Genomic DNA, 18690 nt, shown 5'->3' with positions numbered 1-18690 from the left:
GGATATATCTTTGTGCTTATGGAGGAGATGAAAATGAATGTGCGGCCTGCGGGCAACCGCAACGGATGGCAGAAAAAAGCCCCGCTTGTAACCGAGCTGGGTAAGAAGCCGCCCCAGGCCCTTGACTTGGAGGAGGCCGTACTAGGCGCTCTGATGCTGGAGAAAGATGCCCTAACAAACGTAATTGATATTCTGCGACCGCAGAGCTTTTACAAGGAATCGCACCAGCGGATTTTTAAGGCCATCCTTTCTCTTTTCGATAAGTCGGAGCCGATCGACATTCTAACAGTGACGCAGGAGCTGCGGGAGCACGGCGAGCTGGAACTGGCCGGCGGCGCCTACTACATTGCGCAGCTGACCACCCGTGTCAACTCCGCAGCGAATATCGAATACCACGCCCGTATCATCACGGAAAACTCTATCAAGCGTGACCTGATCTCGATTTCCTCGGAGGTGCTCACCAATGCCTATGAGGATACCACGGACGTGTTTGAGCTGCTCGATAAGACCGAGGCCAAGCTCTACGAGGTATCGGAATCCAACATCCGCAAGAACTTTGACGACATGCGCTCGCTCATGCACCAGGCCATTAAGGAACTGGAGGAGAAGCGCAAGCAAACCGACGGCCTGACCGGTGTGCCGAGTGGCTTGACGGCGCTGGACCGTGTAACGTCAGGCTGGCAGAAGTCTGACCTGGTTATCCTAGCGGCCCGCCCGGCGATGGGTAAAACGGCCTTCGTGCTTTCCTGTATGCGTAACGCTGCCGTGGACTTTGGCAAGGGCGTAGCCATCTTTTCGCTGGAGATGTCGTCCCTGCAGCTGGTGAATCGTCTCATTTCTTCGGAGGCGGAGCTGGAGTCGGAGAAGATTAAGAAGGGTAGCCTGGAAGAGTATGAATGGGCGCAGCTTAACCATAAAATTGCCAAGCTTACCGAGGCACCAATTTATATTGACGATACGCCGGGCCTTTCTATCCGGGAGCTGCGTACCAAGTGCCGCCGTCTCAAGGCCCAGTACGACATCCAGATGATCATCATCGACTACCTGCAGCTGATGAGCGGCAACGCCGATGGCAAGGGTGGTGGTAACCGTGAGCAGGAGATTGCCTCCATCTCACGTGCCCTGAAGATGCTGGCCAAGGAGCTCAACGTGCCCGTGATTGCGCTCTCGCAGCTAAGCCGTGCCGTGGAAACGCGTGGGGGCGACAAGCGCCCGCAGCTCTCTGACCTTCGTGAATCCGGTTCGATAGAGCAGGACGCCGACATGGTGTGCTTCCTCTACCGTCCGGAATACTACGGAATCACCGAGGACGAGATGGGCAACCCGACTGCCGGCGTGGGAGAGGTGATCATTGCCAAGCACCGTAACGGCTCGCTGGAGAACGTGCAGTTGAAATTTATCGGGAAGTATACTAAGTTTACCAACCTCGACAGCGACTTCGGGGGAGATAGTATGGGCGGGTTCAACGCCCTGCCCAACAGCACCTTCGATACCGAGACGCCAGGCGCTATCCGTTTGGGTAGTCGTATGAACGAGGGTGGTGGTGGCTTCCCTGCCTCCAACTTTGACGAGGAACCACCGTTTTAAGCAGATAAGTATACTTTTGTAACGTATGTGAAAGCGACTAGCAGAAGTATAAAAAGTATAGCCAAAGGAAGATTAGCCGCTGCGCCGAAAGCCAGTGGCTTTTCTGTTTTTAAGCTTGATTTTTCTTTAAACTTCATAGCGGCTGCTTGTGCCATTGCTGCTCTATTGCTGGCGCGGGTTTCGCCGAAATGCTTCGGGACAGGGCAACCTGTGCCTTTCTATCTTTTCGGATTTGCAATCCGAGTGGCTCGCAGAGCCATACTTATACTTGCGGTTATACTTTTGCCAGGCTTTTAAACTTGCTGGTTTATACTTTCCTTGGCGCTAGCATGTAGCTCGTGTCCGTTTATACCTGCTCTTTCGGATTTGCAATCCGAAAGTATGGAACAGCGGATTTGTAATCTGCAAAGGCAGTGGCTACTGGCAGAAAAGCGAATTTTAAATCCGTATAGTAGGTGGTTCCGGATTGCAAATCCGGAACAGCAGGTAGGCTGGGAAGCAGTTCGATAGCTGCTGCCCTTGCTATGCAACAAGTATAAACTGTCCCCTTGAGGGGACTATAGGGGTGTTCCTCCAATATCTTCTCCTACAGCGCTTATACTATGCAAGGTGGTAGTCACAGACTCCCCGCCTTAGCCAAGGAGGGGTTAGGGGTGGTTGGACCCGGTACCACAACCCGACTGCCTCAAATCACATCCTCATTAATCAGCTGCCTCTCGCTTACCCAAAGTATAAATCCTCCCGCTGCAGCAGCCCTTTTGGAATGGCGTTTGTGCAGTTGTTAAAAGTATAAACCAAGGCATTTTTTTAACATCCTAAATTCTACTTAACTTAAGCCCCTCATTTGTTACCTTTGCAAGAATGAAAGTAGGTATAATCTTCGGTGGTCCGTCGCGCGAGCGTGAAATTTCGTTTGCGGGTGGCCGTACAGTGTACGACAATTTAGACAAGTCTCTGTTTGAGACCGTTCCGGTGTTTGTAGACAGCCTGGGCAACTTCATTCTGCTCGACTGGCAGTTTATCTACAAGGGCACTATCCGCGACTTCTACCCGCCGGTGGAGGCCCTGCCGGAAAGCGAGCACGGGCTGCAGATCTACCTCGAGTCGCTGGGCGAGCTAAGCATAGAAGAGCAGGACCGGATTATCGCCAAAGCAGGCAAGCGTTTGCAGCCGAATGAGTTCAAGGACCATTTCGACTTTGCATTTCTGACACTGCACGGCCCTTACGGAGAGGATGGCAGTATCCAGGGTCTGCTGGAGTGGTACCATATTCCTTACTCGGGCTCAGGCATACTTCCGTCAGCTATCGGGATTGACAAGATAGCGCAGAAGGAAATGCTCAAGCAGCACGGTTTCCCGACCCCGGATTACAGGATTATCAAGTATGCCGATTGGAGCAAGAAGCAGAACCGTCGCCAGATTTTTGAGGAGGTAAAATCGGCGCTGCACCTGCCGCTGGTGCTCAAGGCGCCGCATCAGGGCTCTTCCATCGGGGTATCCATCATCAAAGAAGATAATTTTGATGCCTTTGAGAAAAGTGTAGAGCGCAGCTTCTTTACCAAGACCATTTACAAGAGCCAGTGGCTGGCCCTGGGCGAGGAGAAGCAGCTGATGAGCATGAAGCAGCTGGTGGATATCCGCGAGGGCATCGGCATGCCGGTGGTGCTGGAGGATGGCCAGATTATCTATCATCCCGAGGAGCTTTTCAACCACATCAACCATACGTTCCATACTACTGCCACCGACAGCATCACGCTGACGAACATAGAGCACGAGCAGCAGATTCTGGTAGAGGCCTTTATCCAGGGCAAGGAATTCTCCTGCATTGTGGTGCAAGACGAGCAGGGCGAGCCGATTGCTTTGCCGCCAACCGAGATTGTGAAAGGCAGCGAGGTATTCGACTACCGTTCAAAATACCTGCCGGGCCTAAGTCGCAAAATTACGCCGATTAACCTGCCAACCGAGCAGATCCAAAGTATACGCAGGGCCACGAGCAAGCTCTTTAAAGACTTTGGCTTTAACGTGTATGCCCGCCTGGATGGCTTTATTACCGAGGAAGGCAATATTTTCCTCAACGACCCGAATACTACGTCGGGCATGCTGCCTTCGTCCTTCTTCTTCCACCAGGCAGCGGAAATCGGCCTGAACCCGTCGCAGTTCCTGACCTATATTATCCGCACCTCGCTGGCCGAGCGTCTGAAAACGGGTAAAGACACCGTAAGGCTATCGCGCCTCTTGCAGCAGCTGGATAAAAGTATAAAAGACGAGCAGGCGCACCGCCAGGAGAAAATTCGCGTGGGTGTGATCATGGGCGGTTACTCTTCGGAGCGCCATATTTCGGTGGAGAGCGGACGCAATATTTACGAGAAGCTGTCGTCTTCTGTGAAGTATGAGCCGCTGCCCATCTTCCTGACCGGAAGCAACGAGGCGCACCGCCTGTATTCGATTCCGATCAACATCATGCTCAAGGACAACGCTGACGACATCAAAGAGAAGGTGCTATACTTTGAGCAGGGCGGAAAGCCGCATCCGGTGCTGGCCCAGATCATTGAGGAGGCATCCAGCATCACGAAAAAGTATACAGGGCGCAGCCTGCAGGAGCCGCAGCGCATTACGTACGAGCAACTCAAAAACCTGGTGGATGTGGTGTTTATCGCCCTGCACGGTCGTCCGGGTGAGGATGGGGCGCTGCAGCAGGAACTGGAGAAGCTGTATATCCCATACAACGGCTCCGGAATCCGCTCTTCGCAGATCACCATCAACAAGTATGAAACGAATGAGATCCTAGGCAGGCACGGGGTACCGGTAGCCAAGCACGCCATGGCCTGGAAAGAGGACTGGCTGCAGGATAAGGAGGCTTTCTACCAAAGTATAGAAGCGCAGTTCCCGTACCCGTTCATAGCCAAGCCGGCCGACGATGGCTGTAGCTCTGCCGTAAAAAAGATCAAGAACCGCCAGGAGCTGGAGGCGTTCACGACGCTGATTTTCCGGGAGATGGAGGAGCTGGATACCGAATGCGCCCGCACGCTGTCGCTGGGCTTTAAGGAGGAATTCCCGAACAAGGTGGGCTTCCTGGTGGAAACGCTCATCAGCCGAAACGGCGCCAAGCACTTCCTGGAGATCACCGGTGGTTTGCTGACCAAGTATAACCCGGACGGTACAGTTAGCTACGAGGTGTTTGAGGCGTCGGAGGCCCTGGCCGAAGGGGAGGTGCTATCGCTGGAGGAGAAGTTTTTGGCCGGAGAGGGGCAGAACATTACACCCGCCCGTTACGCTGCTGACCCTGAGCGCCGTCAGAAGATTTCCGACAAGGTGAAAGAAGACCTCAGGCGTGTGGCCCAGATACTGAACATCGAAGGCTACGCCCGTATCGACGCCTTTGTGCGCGTGCTGGAGAACGACGAGGTGGAGACAATCATCATCGAGGTGAACTCCCTGCCAGGCATGACGCCGGCCACCTGTATCTTCCACCAGACCGCTATCAACGGCTACAAGCCTTACGATTTCATCGACCGCATCCTGCAGTACGGCATGGAGCGAACCAAAATGAAAGCGGAAATTTAGAAGTTAGAAAATTAGAACGTTAAAAAGTTAGAAAGTTGAGTTAAAAAGGTAATCAGCCATTTAACAATTCAACAATCACCATACCGCATGTTTAAAGCGAAGTCATTTCTGGGTGTTATAATGCATCTACTTATTATGGGCGTTATTGTGGCGGCCCTGATTTTAGGTTTCTTTTACTTTTACTTACCCTCCACCACTAACCATGGCGAGAGCATTTCGGTGCCTAAGATAACCGGTTTGCAGCTGGCCGATGCGGAGGCGGTGCTGGAGGAGCAGAGTCTGCGCTACTTCATCAACGACTCCACGTACCGGCCTGACCAGAAGCCTTTCGAGGTGCTGACGCAGGACCCGGCGCCGGGGCAGAAGGTGAAGGAAAACCGCAAGATCTACATCTCGGTGAACATGAAAAACCCGCCGATGATCAAGATGCCGAAGCTCATTGACGGCTCCGTGAAGAACGCCGAGCTCATCCTGAAAAGCTACGATTTGCGCAAAGGCAAGATTACGTTTGTGCCGGACCTGCAGCAGAATGCCGTGCTAAAACAGTTTGTGGATGGCAAGGAGGTGAAGCCCGGGGAGATGATCCCGAAAGGCTCCGTGGTGGACCTGCATGTGGGTGATGGCCTGGGCGAGACAGAGTTTGAGATGCCAAAGGTAGTGGGTATGCCAGTGGATGAAGCCTCCGTGCTCTTAGTGGGGCAGGGGCTGCAGATTGGCAACATTTTCTACGTACAGGGCTCAGGCGAGCCCGACGGTACTGTCGTGAAGCAGCGTCCGTACGCCGAGGTGGGTGCCAGAATCCGCGTAGGAGAGCTGGTGGATCTTTGGGTAGCTAGCCAGGAACCGGTGCAGGGAATCGATTAAACCCAAGCAAAGTATAAAATCAAGGTATAAACAGGAACGCCTGCCAGCAATGGCGGGCGTTTTTTGTTGCGCGACTAATGATGGGTTTGCTTCTCTTTTCCCTGGCCTCTGCTGATGAAATTGGCGGCATTTCGAAAGTATAAATACGGGTGCAGGATGCCTAAAATTTCAACCCGGTTACAGTCGTTCTAGCTTGCGGGCAACCTTTCGGTTTGCATGGAAGTAGCGGAAATGCTACCTTTTGCTTTAAATTTATACTTCGGATGAAAAAACAGCTGGCACTTATACTTCTTTCCTTCGGAATGGCCGCTACAGGCGCCTCTGCGCAGGTGGTACTGCAGCCTTTGCAGCAGGAAGCCCGCCAGCCGCAGAAGTATAAACCTACGCCAGCGCAGCACCAACTACGCCGGGCAGCAGAGCAGAACTTGCCCTTTTTCGACGACTTTGCCCGCTACGACAGCCTGGATACATCGAGGTGGAGCAGTGGCGGCGTTTTCATCAACAACCGCTATGCGCTGCGCCCCATCACCAAAAACGTAGCTTCTCTGGATGGCCTGGATGCACGTGGGCAAGCCTATGCTCCCAACACCCTGGCGGCGGGCGCCTCCGACACCCTGGCTTCTGCGCCCATTCTTTTAGGCAACCTCACGCCAGCCGACTCGGTGTACCTGAGCTTTTACTGGCAGTCGGGTGGCTTGGGTGATGTGCCGGACCGCACCGAGGACAACCAGCGCTACCTGGTGCTGGAGTTTCTGGATAACACGGAAGTATGGCAGGAAGTATGGCGCCAGCCGGCGGTGGGCGAGGTGACCGATTTTGCGCAGGTGTTTGTAGAGCTGCGGGAGGCACGCTTTTTTCACAGCGGCTTCCGGTTCCGGTTCCGCAACGTGGGGCTGCGCAATGGCCTGGCCGATGTCTGGAACCTGGATTACGTGGAGCTGGACCGAAACCGGCGCAAAGGCCAGAACACCACCCGCGACATAGCCATCAGCGAAAGTGTAAGCAGGTTGCTGAAAAACTATACGACCATGCCCGCCCGCCAATTTCTCGCAAACCCGGAGGGAGAGCTGGCCGACACGGTATGGGCGACGCTCAATAACCTCGGCGATTTTCCGGGGGCTATCAGCTGGCGGGGCTATATCAAAAGTATAAATGCCACCGCTGCCGATACTTTTTTACGGGAGCAGGCACTGGTGCCGGGCCTGGCCCGGCAATACCAGGTGAGCGGCAACCCGCGGCTGGAGAACGTTGCGCTGCCGCAAACTGACAGCTTCACGCTGGTCCACGGCATCTGGCTCGACACGAAAGAGCAAAACGCACAGCAGCGCGCCAACGACATCACCGAGCGCCGCACCACCTTCTCCGATTACTATGCCTATGACGACGGCACGGCAGAGGCCGGCTTCAGTTTTCTGGGCACCGCCAACACGCAGGTGGCCCAGCGCTTCGACGTGAACCAGGTAGATCAGGTGCGGGCCTTTCGGGTATACTTCCCGCGGGTGGGGCAGGACATCTCAGGCACTGCCATCACCTTCCGGATTTGGAGCGATGACAACGGACTGCCCGGCGAGTCTATTTACCAGCAAAGCTTCCAGGTGCAGTACTCCGATTCCCTGAACGGGTTTTACGAGGTGGCGCTGACGCAGCCAGTGCGGGTGCAGGGCAGCTTCTACATCGGCTGGACGCAGCCCGGTAGCCGCTACATCAATATTGGTTTCGACAGGAATGAGGATGCCACAGGCCGAAGGTTTACCTATACCGCTTCCGGTGGCTGGGCCGAGGAAACAACCTTTAAAGGCGCCATCATGATGCGTCCTGTGATGGTGGGAGAGGTGCCGCTGGGGCTGGAGGAGGACCGCTATAATGCTGTTATGCGCGTGTTCCCGAACCCAAGCCGGGGCGAGGTGTACCTGAGCGAGCCTTATGAGCAGGTGCAGGTATTCGACGTGCTGGGGCGGCAGGTGCATCAGCAAAAGTATAAAAACAGGCAGGAGCCGCTCACCTTAGGGCAGCTGCCACCGGGGGTTTATACTTTGCGTATTCAGAATAGAAAAGCTATTATCACGAGAAAAATCATACTAACACATTAAACCATGATTGCATCAGCAGATATTACCGTTGAAGAATTGAAGGAGCGCCTGGCCAAAGGCGAAACCCCTGTTATTATAGATGTACGCGAAGACTGGGAATATCAGGAAACGAATATACCTGGAGCACAGAACATTCCGCTGGGCACGCTGCCACAGCGCCTGGATGATCTGGAGGACCTGAAGGGGGAGGAAGTGATTGTGCAATGCCGCTCCGGTGCCCGTTCCGCCTCTGCCAGAGCGTTCCTGCAGCAGCAGGGCTTCAGCAATGTGCGCAACCTGGTAGGCGGTATTTTGGCCTATAACGGCTAAGTATAACCTATAAATCAAAGTATAAAGGGAGCAGCTGTAAGGGCTGCTCCCTTTTTTATTTCGGGTAAAAGTATAGCTCCAAGGGGCTATACTTTGTTGGGGGAGGTCACTCCAAAGTATAAAACCGGGTCTTCTTTATCCCTAAATTCCTTTTCTTATTCTATGATAAAAGGCGTAGGGGTGAAGCAGAGCAGGAAGATGATGAAAGCAAGTATACCCAAGGCCTTCCGGAGGGGCGTCAGCGGCCGCTCGTCGGGACAGGAGGGATGGAAAATGCCCATCACGCGGGAAAGCAGCAGGCCAAACACCAGCCAACCGCTGTACCCATCCGCCGCTGGAAATAAAAATGAGATAAACACCTGTGCCACCAGTATCACGCCGGCCAGGTACAGGCTATACTTCAAACGGGGCGTGGCAGGCTGCATCACAAAAATCAGGTACAGCAGGTAAAAGGGCCATATCCAAAAGTAGGACTCCAGTTCCGGGAAGAAATCTGACAGGCTGTACTGTAGCAGCAGCATGGCCAGGGTGGCGCCCAGACCGTAGTTGCGGTTACCGAGCAGCTTGGTAAAAGCCCAGTAGGCAAACGGCGCAAACACCACCAGCAATTCTTCGTCCCACAGGGGCTCTGTGTGAGGCGATATCACTCCCAGGCCTGCGTAAAGTATAAACAGCGCAAAAAAGATAGGGGATATCTGGTTAAAGCGACGGTACCCGATAAGGCCGTAGAGCACGTGCCCCCCATCCAGCTGGCCGATAGGGAGCAGGTTCAGGGCCGTAAAGAACAGTGCCAGGTAACCGGCAAACAGGTAAGGGTAGTGTATAATTTCGTACTGGTTCGGCAGGCGCGCCGGGTCTGCCACATACTCCTCAAAAAGTATAAACAGCAGATTTTTGCCCAGGGAGAAATTGCCGAAGCCCTGCTGGTACACATGCTGGGCGTAATCCAGCCCAAACTGCTCGTACTCCGGGTGGATGCTGAAAATATACTCCGGCTCCGGCAGGTGCGTGAAGCCGTAAATTAGCAAAGGGATAGCTACCACAAAACCTGCCAACGGACCCGCAATGCCCACATCGAAAAACTGGCGACGCGAGAAAATGCGCTCTTTTATCCGGATAAAAGCCCCCATAGTGCCGATAGAGGAGGTAATGCCAAACCAGAGCGGGATGTAGTAGGGCAACGTGACGGCAATGCGGTAGTAGCGGGCCATGAAATAATGCCCGAACTCATGCACCGTCAGCACTCCCAGAAAGGGCAGCGAAAAGTATAAGCCGCCCACAAACTCTGCCCACGAAAGCGTACCCGTCCAGCTGAACCCCTGAGGCCCCAGGAAGAACAGTTTGCCATACCGCCACTCTGCCCCCGCAATGGTGGTGGTAACCAGCGTGAGGCAGAACAGCAGCAGGTGTAGCCCGTATTGCCGCCGGTTAGACTGCCACATCGGCAAAGAACTCGTTGATGGTAAGTGGTGGCTGCAGGTGCAGCGTGTGCAGGCCCAGTTTGTTGGCGCTCTCAATATGCTGGATGCTGTCGTCGATGAACAGAGTGTCTGACTTCTGCAGGTTGTTTTCGGCCAGGATCTGCTCAAAAATGGCGGCATCCGGCTTGCGTTTGCCTACCAGGTGTGAGTAGTATGTTTTCTCAAATAATGAGTCCAGGCTCGGGATGGTGAAGCTATGCGCCACGATTTGGTTGAAACGCTGCAGGTGGATGTCGTTGGTGTTGCTCAGCAGGAAAATGCGGTACTTCTTGCCCAGTTCCAGCAGCAAATCGATGCGCTCCTGCGGGATGTCGAGCAGCATGGCGTTCCAGGCTTCGTCAATTTCCTCGTCAGTGGCGTCTATGTGGTATGCCTCGCGCAGGCCGTTGCGGAACTCCTCGTTAGAGCAATTGCCTGTCTCCAGCAAATCGAACAGGTGTGACTGCTCTTTCTGGCTGTAGGCAATGTCGCAGTTGGCTTTGCACAGCTTCTGCAGCTCCTCTATGCTTTTGTTGTAGTCCAGGTTGATGATGACACCACCCAGGTCGAAAATGATATTATTGATTTGTGTCAGGTCCACGAAAAAAATAGTTGGTAGTATTTGAAATATTGAATGCAAATATGTAAAATTGCACTCCCAAATCAAAGGAAGCAATTCTATAGATGCGGAACGGGCCTATAGCTCATTCGGTTAGAGCAACTGACTCATAATCAGTAGGTGGCTGGTTCGATTCCAGCTGGGCCCACTGAAAATCAAGCACTTACGAGGTAAAACTTGTAAGTGCTTTTTTTATTTGCATACAATTTGCATACAAATTCCTTTTAGCTTGTAAGGCACTGTTTAATGCAGTTTACCTTCTCAGTATATTTCATCCGCCGAGACGTTTGCTTTTAGCTGAATAGGTAAGTTGACACTGTGTCCTCTAGGTTGTAGAAGTCCTTTAGAAGTAATGATATAAGGAAGAGATCCTAGTAGCGGTAAGATTTGGTGTTGAATCTGTTCTTGTCATCATGACCGGGTCATGTTACTATTGCGATAGTATGAACATATTCAAGAATGAAGCTGATCAGGCGATTATGGCCATGCCTATCAAAGGTAAGCTTATTGGCAATAAAGTACCCCTTAAAATGCTGATCTAAATTTTGGAGAGCATCATTTAAAATTGAAGGCCCTCGACAAGGACTCATCAAAAAGCAATTGAAAGCAGGCACTGTTTTGTTCGGGCTGTCTTTGGCCAAATGACGGACAACACCTATGCCTACTACATAGATAATTAGCATACTTGAAGCTTCTGATTTCCTCTGTGAAATTGGGAGCATTTACATCTGGTCTGCCCTTAAATTCCTGCAGTAGTAACCATTTATAAAACTTTTTCTCCAGATTGTGCTGGCGTAAGTTCTCCTTGTATTTTGATACAAGCTCCTGAAGAACTTTGTTTGTCTTTTGCTTTTTATTAACAATGAACTGTTACAACGACAAATAGATTCAATATTATCTATTTAAAATTATATAATCAAATTTAGGATTTTTTAAATTTTATATTTGATCAATGATTTAGCTTATTTGCTTAAATCTCTTCCTCAGTATATTATATTACTTATGTTGAAGAGGGGGATTCGATGGTATAAACAGTGTATCAATTAGTTAGGATGTAGTGTGTTAGATCATCAAAGACAGAAGCTGTTTCGTATATTATAATGTAGTTATATTTACATGTATTGTAAATTATTTTGTTTATATGCTTGATGGTAAGAAGTCAACTCTTAACATGATGACATGTAAACTATCTCATCCAAACAAAAGTGTTCGAGACTCGAAAGGAGTATAACGAGAGCGTAATCAAGAGTGCGTTAACGGGTAAAAATAAAATGTGCAAATATGGAAGGGTTTAACTTATTAGACAATCCGGGGGGGATGCAGGCCCTTGGCTTCTTTCAAGAAGATAAAACTGTTAGTGAAGAAGTTAAACTGCAACCAACTGATAAGGTACCGGTAGAGCTAGAACCAAAAATCATAAGTGTAAAACAGCTGTTATCTGAAAACCGACTGGTTGTTCCATATTATCAGAGACCATACAAATGGTCTCTGAAAAATGTCAATCAACTTATTGATGATATACTTCTTCACAAAAGGCAGTCTGCCTACCGGTTAGGTACCCTCGTTATTCATAAGGAACAGGAAGCGGACCAACCTGAGGTATATAATGTTGTAGACGGTCAGCAACGTACAATTACTCTAACGCTAATTGCACAGGCAATCTACAGCTATAAAGGATCAGAATTAGAAAAACTTAGCAATAAGGAAAGTACAAATAAGTATAAGCCAAGTCTCGAAAATCTGAAGTTTAAGAGCAGTCTCTCAAAGAATAATATCCGGGGAAACTATAAAGAGATAGTAAGAAGAATACGGGAGTTTGACGAAGAGGCTATTCATTTCTTCTACTATAAATGCCAACTAGTGCAGGTTGTTCTGGAGGATATTTCTGAGGCTTTCCAATTTTTTGATTCCCAAAACTCCAGAGGTAAAGATTTGGCTCCCCATGACTTGCTTAAGGCATTTCACCTGCGAGAAATGACAAGTAGTACTACGGAGTCTGAAAGAATAAAAAGTGTTACAGAATGGGAGGCCATGGATTCAAGTAAACTGGCAGTCCTATTCAGAAACTATTTGTTCAGGATCAGAAATTGGTCTAAAGGCTATTCAGCTCGGTATTTCACAAAAGATGAAGTCGATGTATTTAAAGGAGTAAGTCCTGTAGTTAAGGAGAGTTTCCCTTTTGCAGATTTATACCGGATCAGCCATTTTTATGTGGAAGGTTATAACAACGAGTTTCACAGAAACATCGACAGAAACTCTATGTCTTACCCTTTCCAGCTAGACCAAGTTATTATTAACGGCAAGCGGTTTTTCGAGATGATTAACCATTACAATGAATTGGTTAACTCGATTAAATCGATGGCCGAAACAAAGAAGTTTCTTTCCCCATCAGATAAAAACGCTATAGAGATATTAGAAACTATCCAAAACTACGATGGCAAAGATAGAGTGGGTGATAAATACGTTCGTAATTTATTCAACTGTTGCCTTGTCTACTATATTGACAAATTCGGAACTGCAGAAATCTCCAGAGCAGTTGAGAAATTCTATATCTGGTCTTATAGCTTAAGATTAGAACTCTATGCTATACATCTAGCTTCAATTGATAATCATGCTTTAGCGAATCCGCCCATTTTCAAGATAATCAAAGAAGCAATACATCCTTCAACAATCCTCAATGTACCTCTATCAAGTGTAGGGAAAAATAACTCTACAAGAACAGATGCCATCCTAAACCTATTTAAGAAAATGAACTACTATCATGGACAATAATATTACTCCGCTTAACATTCGAAGCCTGTTTAGCCAAGGCAAATATGCAATTCCGATATACCAACGAAACTATGCTTGGGGTAATAAGGAGATTATTCAATTGATCCAAGATATAGTTGACTATGCTTCAAAGGATAATGTTGATGAGAAGGCTGTACCATATTACATAGGCTCTCTTATTGTCTATGAAAGAAAGGAAGATAGAGTCACTATCTTTGAAACCATTGATGGGCAACAGCGACTGACAACACTCAACATTCTCCTAAGTGTACTCAAAAGAGAATACAGCCAAAAATTTGATCTAAAAGACTGGTTCGAGTTGAACCTGGAGTTTGATAGCAGGCAAGTTTCTACAGATACTTTGCAGGCGATTTTCTCAGATACCAAGGTAATACCTTATCAAGATTTCAGAAGCTACAACACAGCCATTCAGCAAGCTTATGCAGATGCACATAAGGCTCTGAAAAAGATCATCGGAGAGAATAAGATTACTATAGAGAAGTTCTATAGCTACCTGATAAATAACGTCTACATACTTAGAGTACCAGTCCCACATGATACAGATCTCAATCACTACTTTGAGATCATGAACAGCCGTGGTGAGCAGCTCGAGAAGCATGAAGTGCTTAAAGCATACATGCTTAAGGAGATAAAAGATGATAGGGAGTTAAGCTACGCATTTCATTTAATTTGGGAAGCTTGTGCTGACATGGAGCGGTATGTACAATACGGTTTTTCAGTCGAACAAAGGAGTGCTCTATTTAAGGAAAGGGATTGGAATACTCTGCAGTATGATAATTTAGAATCTATCTCTAAGATGTTTTCTTCATTGAAGATAACAGATGAGGATGTCGAGGGGGAAGAACTATCAATTGATGCAATTATCGAATATAAAGGAGCTTTCGAACAACCAAAGCGTCAAAAGGAAGACGCTCCGGATCGATTCAATACCGTAATTAATTTTTCAAACTTTCTACTGCACGTCCTTCGCGTTCAGACTGAATCTGATGTCAGTCTGGATGACAAGCGATTACTTGAAATTTTCGACCCCTATCTGAAGGGAGACAAAGTAAAAGTGCAAGAGTTTGTAAAGACTTTTGGTTACAATCTTCTTAAATGCAAGTTCCTGTTTGATAAGTATATTATCAAAAGAGAATTTCTAAAAGACAAAGACCAATGGAGCCTGAAGCGACTGAAATGGTATGATGGCAACAACGTCAGTTATATAAATACATTTGGTGACGAAAATGAATCAGATGGTGAGAATAAAAAGATCTTGATGATCCTCTCAATGTTTCATGTATCTGCCCCAACTCTTGTATACAAACACTGGTTAAATGCTGCACTGAAGTATGTTTTTGAAAGGGAGCAAGTTAGTGCAAGTTACTACTTGACACATTTAGAGAGTTTAGCGAAGGCATACCTATTTGATAGATTCTTAGCAAAAACACCACAAGATTATTTTGACATCATTTACAAAAACAATGGCTCACCTACAGGTGTGAATATATGTGAAGAAGCTCTAGATGATGGGGTTAATGTAGAAAACTTCATTTTTAATTACCTAGATTATCTACTCTGGAAAAAGGAACCAATCAAGTATAATGACTTCGAATTTACATTCAGTAGCTCAGTTGAGCATTACTATCCACAGAATCCACTCCCTGGTATCAAGCCTATGCACCCAGATCTTCTACACAGTTTTGGAAATCTGTGTCTTATCAGTGGTAGTAAGAATTCTAAGCTTAATAACCACTTACCAAAAGCCAAGAAGGATTACTATTTAGAAGCCGGAACTGATAGTATTAAGCAGAGGCTTATGATGGAAAAGGAGAACTGGTGGGATGATGAGGTTATTGAGCACAGTAAGGCCATGAAGCAAATCCTACTTTCTGAAAGCATCAACTTAAACTAGGGTGTGTTTGAAAAAAAGTTTTGAGGCAGGCTCTCATAAAGGCCAGCTGCACGAAAGCCTGGTAAGTGTCAGCGAGTTTATCAAAGTGGCGGGCAAACCGCCTCATTTCCTTGAGCCTGCCAAAGAGCCTTTCGGTGATGTTTCTCCGGCGGTACAACTCTTTGCTCACTTTAGGTGGCCTTCCCTTTTTTCTGCGACTATTTCCCGCAGCCAAGCCCCTTCCGGGTAACTGGGCTCTAATCAGCTTCTCCCGCAGAGCCTTCCGGTTGACTTGGCTGTTCGTATCCTTTGTCAGCTACCACTGCTTTAGGCTTTTCCCCTCAAACTCCAGGAGCCTGAGCAGCTGTGGGGCCTCACCGGCCTGCTCACCGGCCAAGAGCACCTGCAACGGAAAGCCCCTACCACAGCAGAGCAGTTACACTTTCGTGGAGAAGCCTCCCCTGGACCTATACCGGCTGATCGCTAAAGACGACGCCTTTCGGATTGCTATGCAGGATACGCTGAAGCGGATTTTGGGTGCTGCGTAAGAACTATACAGTATATATCAATTGACCATCTAACATGAGTGAAATTCAAAACTTAGTAAAAGAGGTGACAATCGCTACGAACCAAAGTTTAAAGAATGAAGTAGCGATAGTACCATTGGATCTCTGGAATGAAAGTGTTTATCGATACCAGTGGATCAAGCAACTTCTTAAAGTTGCTCCCAAGGCCAGATGCCAAATCGAATGGAATTACAACGATCTGTTCTTTCAGTTGGGAGATGATAATGTTATTGTTGAGTTCAAATTCTACATCACACAATTCAATGTAGATATTCATGGCAATAAAAGAGATACTCCAAAAGGCCATCCAAGTAATAAGAATTTTGAGGAGTTCTGTGTACAGATTGGTAAACTGGATAAAATGAACGAAATGGTGTGGTTTAAGGGAGGTGAAAAATCAATCACACATAAACTATTGATTTTAGTTTATACTGACAATGCTAATTATAGAAAAAAACAATTTAAACACTGGTATGATAGTATTAAGCTTCTCGATGAAGTGAAAAAACCAGGTAAGAAACCTCTTAAGTATGATTTAAGAAATGTAAAGTTCGACACCTTCTATGAAGCAGTAGATAACACGCTGTACTGTGAAAGCTCTTCCAACTATATTTACTGTAAACTTTTTGAGGTTAAATAAATCCCTTTCATAAAGATAGTTTAAGAAAATTTATAGCTGATTATTTTCAGGTCAACACTTAATGAATCATCAAATCGCCACTAGCTGAGTGGCGGTTTTTATTTCATACCCGCACATTCCAAGTCGCACAATTCAGCACCCCGCCATCTATGGCTAGCTCTGACGACGGCACAGGTATAACTTTATAATCTCTGAAAATGAGCTTTGCCTCTTTCAGAGCTTCTTTGTCTTCCGACAGGTCGAATTGCGGGAACAGGATCACATTGCCGATCCAGGCGAAATTGATGTAGCAGCCGATAGCGGTATAGTCGCCTTGGGTATTTTTGACGTAGGTGTTCACAGCTGGGAGGTCGATTAAACGAAGGCCGGTCTTTTGCAGAGCATTCCTATACGTTGTTTTCCAATAATCTAGCTCTCTGCTAAAATCAGCTACCAGTAAAGTATGGTCGTCCATAAAACGAACCATGCCATCGGAGTGGCCGGTCATGTCATAGGGCTGGGATGGAATAAAGTATAGGTGCTCGACCTTCAACGCCTGCGTTAGCCGGGCTGTAACAGTTTCTTTCATGAGAGCCTTGTTTTCTTTAAAGACCCGCTCCGTCATCACCACGGCATTGCCCGAGCGCACCACATTACCACCGTCTATCACCAAAGTGTTATGTAGGGGGGTGACTGCCAAAGGAGTGCTGAGCTGCACCCGTGTTGTGTCGGTTATCAGGTGACGGTACTTATTGGTGTTGCAGTAGGAGGGGGAGTAGGTAAATTGCACAAACTGCTTCGGCGCTACCTGCACCGGCATATAGTCACGGCACCAGATGTCCCTGGTGTTCTCGATAAAGCCGTACCCTATACCGGCACGCCTAAGTATTTTCTCTAGGTACAGCCAAAAGCTTTTCAGCTCCGGCCGCTCACTGATCAGGCTGCTGAAAAAGACGAAGTTGGTGTCACGGTCTGTAACCATGTACTTAGGCAGAGGCAAGGTCTAACTGCTGAGGTTCTTTCCTAGTTGCGACTTCCTTTTTCAGCAGCTTGCCCGCGGACCAGAAGATAAAGTCCAGCCGCTTCATCTCCGGGAGGCTGTGGCCTTGGAACCTATTATTAAAGAGCTCTATGGTAGGCTTGAGCAGGTTTTCAGCAAGTATCTTATCATAGGCCTCCCTGATATGCTGGAACTGCAGCAGGTACTTGTCTACCTTCTTGTCGAAGTCTTTGTCAAGAGGCCTGGAGTAGCCAAACACCCTGGCCACCTCGCTGTCGTAGATCGGGTAGCTGTTGTTAATGGTATTTGCCAGTTTCGTGGCAAAAGAAAACTGCACATTCTCCTGACCTTTCTTGTTTTTGAAGTTTCTCAGCTTTTGAAGAATAGCTTTGATATTAGGATGCTGATTAGCTCTTTCTTCTTCGAATATATTAAAATAAGCTGTCTTGAACTCAGCCGTAAGGCCAGCGTTGTCGAGCCTATAAAAACTCCTGTACAGGAACTGGAAGAGGAGATCCTCTGCCGCATTCGTGCGGCTGAACTTCTGCATCAGGTACTTGTGCACCTCTATGCTCTCATGCGCAAGGTTTTCTGTGATGGCTGCCGCGTTGGCGTTTATATGGTTCGTTATGTTTTCTAGTGTCATACTGTCTGGCAATTTTCTTCTTTCAAGAATCTGGAACCCAGCTCCCTGTTTATCTCATCTATTGTCATTTCTGGGAACTGCTCCCGCATGTCCAGGGCTATCTGGGTTTTGTTCTTCAGCTTTAAGTGCGGGAAGATGACATAGCGGTACTTGCCCTTGTAGAAGCTTTGGTCTGCGGTATCATTATCTTTGTTCAAGCCGATACGGCTGGTTTTGATAACATACCGGTTATCTACCATATTGGCTCCCATGGGGTCCAAGCTCACATCTTCGAGGTATAAAAAGGAGGCTTTCCGCTCAAAGGCGCTGCCTATGTTAGACAAGATCTCTGTCTTTACGTTTAACGGGCCGTGTACTTCCCTGTAGATGCCGTCTAGGCAGGCAAAGCCTTCTCCCGTTACTTTGGCTATGGCCCGGATCAGAATACCGCCGTAGCATTCTCCGTCCCCGAAGGTGATGTCAATACCAGAACCGTGGAAGTACCATTTGCCCACCTGGAGTTGCGCCTCATGTTTGTGGGCGTACACGTCCTCAAACATGCCAGGGGCGTAGTAGTAGAACTCGATGTCCACCAGCCGGTATCGTTGTTCGTTTACAACAAGCTGGTAATCGCGCATCAGCTTGCTGGCAATGCTGAAAAAGCTCTCCTCCACGCTTGCCCTGGAGGAGGTATTGATGTGTAAGAGTGGGTGCATGAGTT

The 18690-nt window shown here is 48.3% G+C and carries 14 protein-coding genes and 1 tRNA gene; 9 read left to right on the top strand and 6 right to left on the bottom strand.

Translation table 11 applies throughout. From position 1 onward, the window contains the following. Nucleotides 1-18 precede the first annotated feature (18 nt). The 5 genes from dnaB (at nucleotide 19) to BM040_RS05685 (ending at nucleotide 8414) form a co-directional block, all read left to right on the top strand. A complete protein-coding gene (gene dnaB, locus BM040_RS05710) occupies nucleotides 19-1587 on the top strand; it encodes a replicative DNA helicase (protein ID WP_092099560.1) in 1569 nt (522 codons plus the stop codon). Nucleotides 1588-2448: 861 nt separating this feature from the next. Beyond that, the gene (locus BM040_RS05700; RefSeq protein WP_092099558.1) at nucleotides 2449-5151 is read left to right on the top strand and encodes a D-alanine--D-alanine ligase family protein; all 2703 of its coding nucleotides are present in this window, start codon (nucleotides 2449-2451) and stop codon (nucleotides 5149-5151) included. Nucleotides 5152-5271: 120 nt separating this feature from the next. Then, a complete protein-coding gene (locus BM040_RS05695; protein ID WP_245756110.1) occupies nucleotides 5272-6015 on the top strand; it encodes a PASTA domain-containing protein in 744 nt (247 codons plus the stop codon). Nucleotides 6016-6278: 263 nt separating this feature from the next. Further along, nucleotides 6279-8105 (top strand): T9SS type A sorting domain-containing protein, encoded by a 1827-nt coding sequence (locus BM040_RS05690; protein ID WP_092099556.1) that lies wholly within the window; start codon nucleotides 6279-6281, stop codon nucleotides 8103-8105. Between the two features lie 3 nt (nucleotides 8106-8108). After that, complete coding sequence (locus BM040_RS05685) at nucleotides 8109-8414, top strand: rhodanese-like domain-containing protein (RefSeq protein ID WP_092099555.1); 306 nt, start codon at nucleotides 8109-8111, stop codon at nucleotides 8412-8414. A 155-nt stretch (nucleotides 8415-8569) separates the two neighbouring features. Here BM040_RS05685 and BM040_RS05680 read toward each other — a convergent pair whose 3' ends face one another. Both BM040_RS05680 and BM040_RS05675 read right to left on the bottom strand, forming a co-directional pair. Then, nucleotides 8570-9856 (bottom strand): site-2 protease family protein, encoded by a 1287-nt coding sequence (locus BM040_RS05680; protein ID WP_092099554.1) that lies wholly within the window; start codon nucleotides 9854-9856, stop codon nucleotides 8570-8572. Continuing rightward, nucleotides 9843-10475: an HAD family hydrolase gene (locus tag BM040_RS05675; RefSeq protein ID WP_092099553.1), complete on the bottom strand. Its 633-nt coding sequence runs from the start codon at nucleotides 10473-10475 to the stop codon at nucleotides 9843-9845. Before BM040_RS05675 ends, BM040_RS05680 begins: the two co-directional genes overlap by 14 nt. Before the next feature lie 92 nt (nucleotides 10476-10567). On the opposite strand from BM040_RS05675, the gene BM040_RS05670 reads away from it, so the two are divergent. The 3 genes from BM040_RS05670 (at nucleotide 10568) to BM040_RS05660 (ending at nucleotide 15180) form a co-directional block, all read left to right on the top strand. Beyond that, nucleotides 10568-10641: transfer RNA gene (locus BM040_RS05670), tRNA-Ile, on the top strand. Nucleotides 10642-11774: 1133 nt separating this feature from the next. Further along, a complete protein-coding gene (locus BM040_RS05665; RefSeq protein WP_217646711.1) occupies nucleotides 11775-13265 on the top strand; it encodes a DUF262 domain-containing protein in 1491 nt (496 codons plus the stop codon). Continuing rightward, nucleotides 13255-15180, top strand: coding sequence for a DUF262 domain-containing protein (locus BM040_RS05660; RefSeq protein WP_092099552.1), 1926 nt, complete (start codon nucleotides 13255-13257; stop codon nucleotides 15178-15180). The genes BM040_RS05665 and BM040_RS05660 overlap by 11 nt, the downstream gene beginning before the upstream one ends. On the opposite strand, the gene BM040_RS22150 is transcribed toward BM040_RS05660, so the two are convergent. Next, nucleotides 15167-15421, bottom strand: a complete 255-nt coding sequence (locus tag BM040_RS22150; RefSeq protein WP_394333077.1) for a transposase — start codon at nucleotides 15419-15421, stop codon at nucleotides 15167-15169. The genes BM040_RS05660 and BM040_RS22150 overlap by 14 nt on opposite strands. Before the next feature lie 320 nt (nucleotides 15422-15741). Here BM040_RS22150 and BM040_RS05650 point away from each other — a divergent pair, with 320 nt between their 5' ends. Beyond that, complete coding sequence (locus tag BM040_RS05650) at nucleotides 15742-16365, top strand: hypothetical protein (protein ID WP_092099550.1); 624 nt, start codon at nucleotides 15742-15744, stop codon at nucleotides 16363-16365. Between the two features lie 103 nt (nucleotides 16366-16468). On the opposite strand, the gene BM040_RS05645 is transcribed toward BM040_RS05650, so the two are convergent. From BM040_RS05645 to BM040_RS05635, 3 genes are read right to left on the bottom strand one after another with little or no spacing between them, the layout of a single operon-like run. Then, entirely contained in the window at nucleotides 16469-17326 is an 858-nt protein-coding gene (locus BM040_RS05645) for an agmatine deiminase family protein (protein WP_092099549.1), read from the bottom strand. Between the two features lie 4 nt (nucleotides 17327-17330). Next, nucleotides 17331-17990 carry a hypothetical protein gene (locus tag BM040_RS05640; protein WP_092099548.1) on the bottom strand — a complete coding sequence of 220 codons (660 nt, stop codon included), beginning with the start codon at nucleotides 17988-17990 and terminating at the stop codon, nucleotides 17331-17333. Continuing rightward, nucleotides 17987-18685: a hypothetical protein gene (locus BM040_RS05635; RefSeq protein ID WP_092099547.1), complete on the bottom strand. Its 699-nt coding sequence runs from the start codon at nucleotides 18683-18685 to the stop codon at nucleotides 17987-17989. Before BM040_RS05635 ends, BM040_RS05640 begins: the two co-directional genes overlap by 4 nt. Nucleotides 18686-18690 lie beyond the last annotated feature (5 nt).

The organism is Pontibacter chinhatensis (assembly GCF_900113285.1).
Lineage (GTDB): Bacteria > Bacteroidota > Bacteroidia > Cytophagales > Hymenobacteraceae > Pontibacter > Pontibacter chinhatensis.
This window is presented reverse-complemented; position numbering and strand designations above follow the sequence as displayed.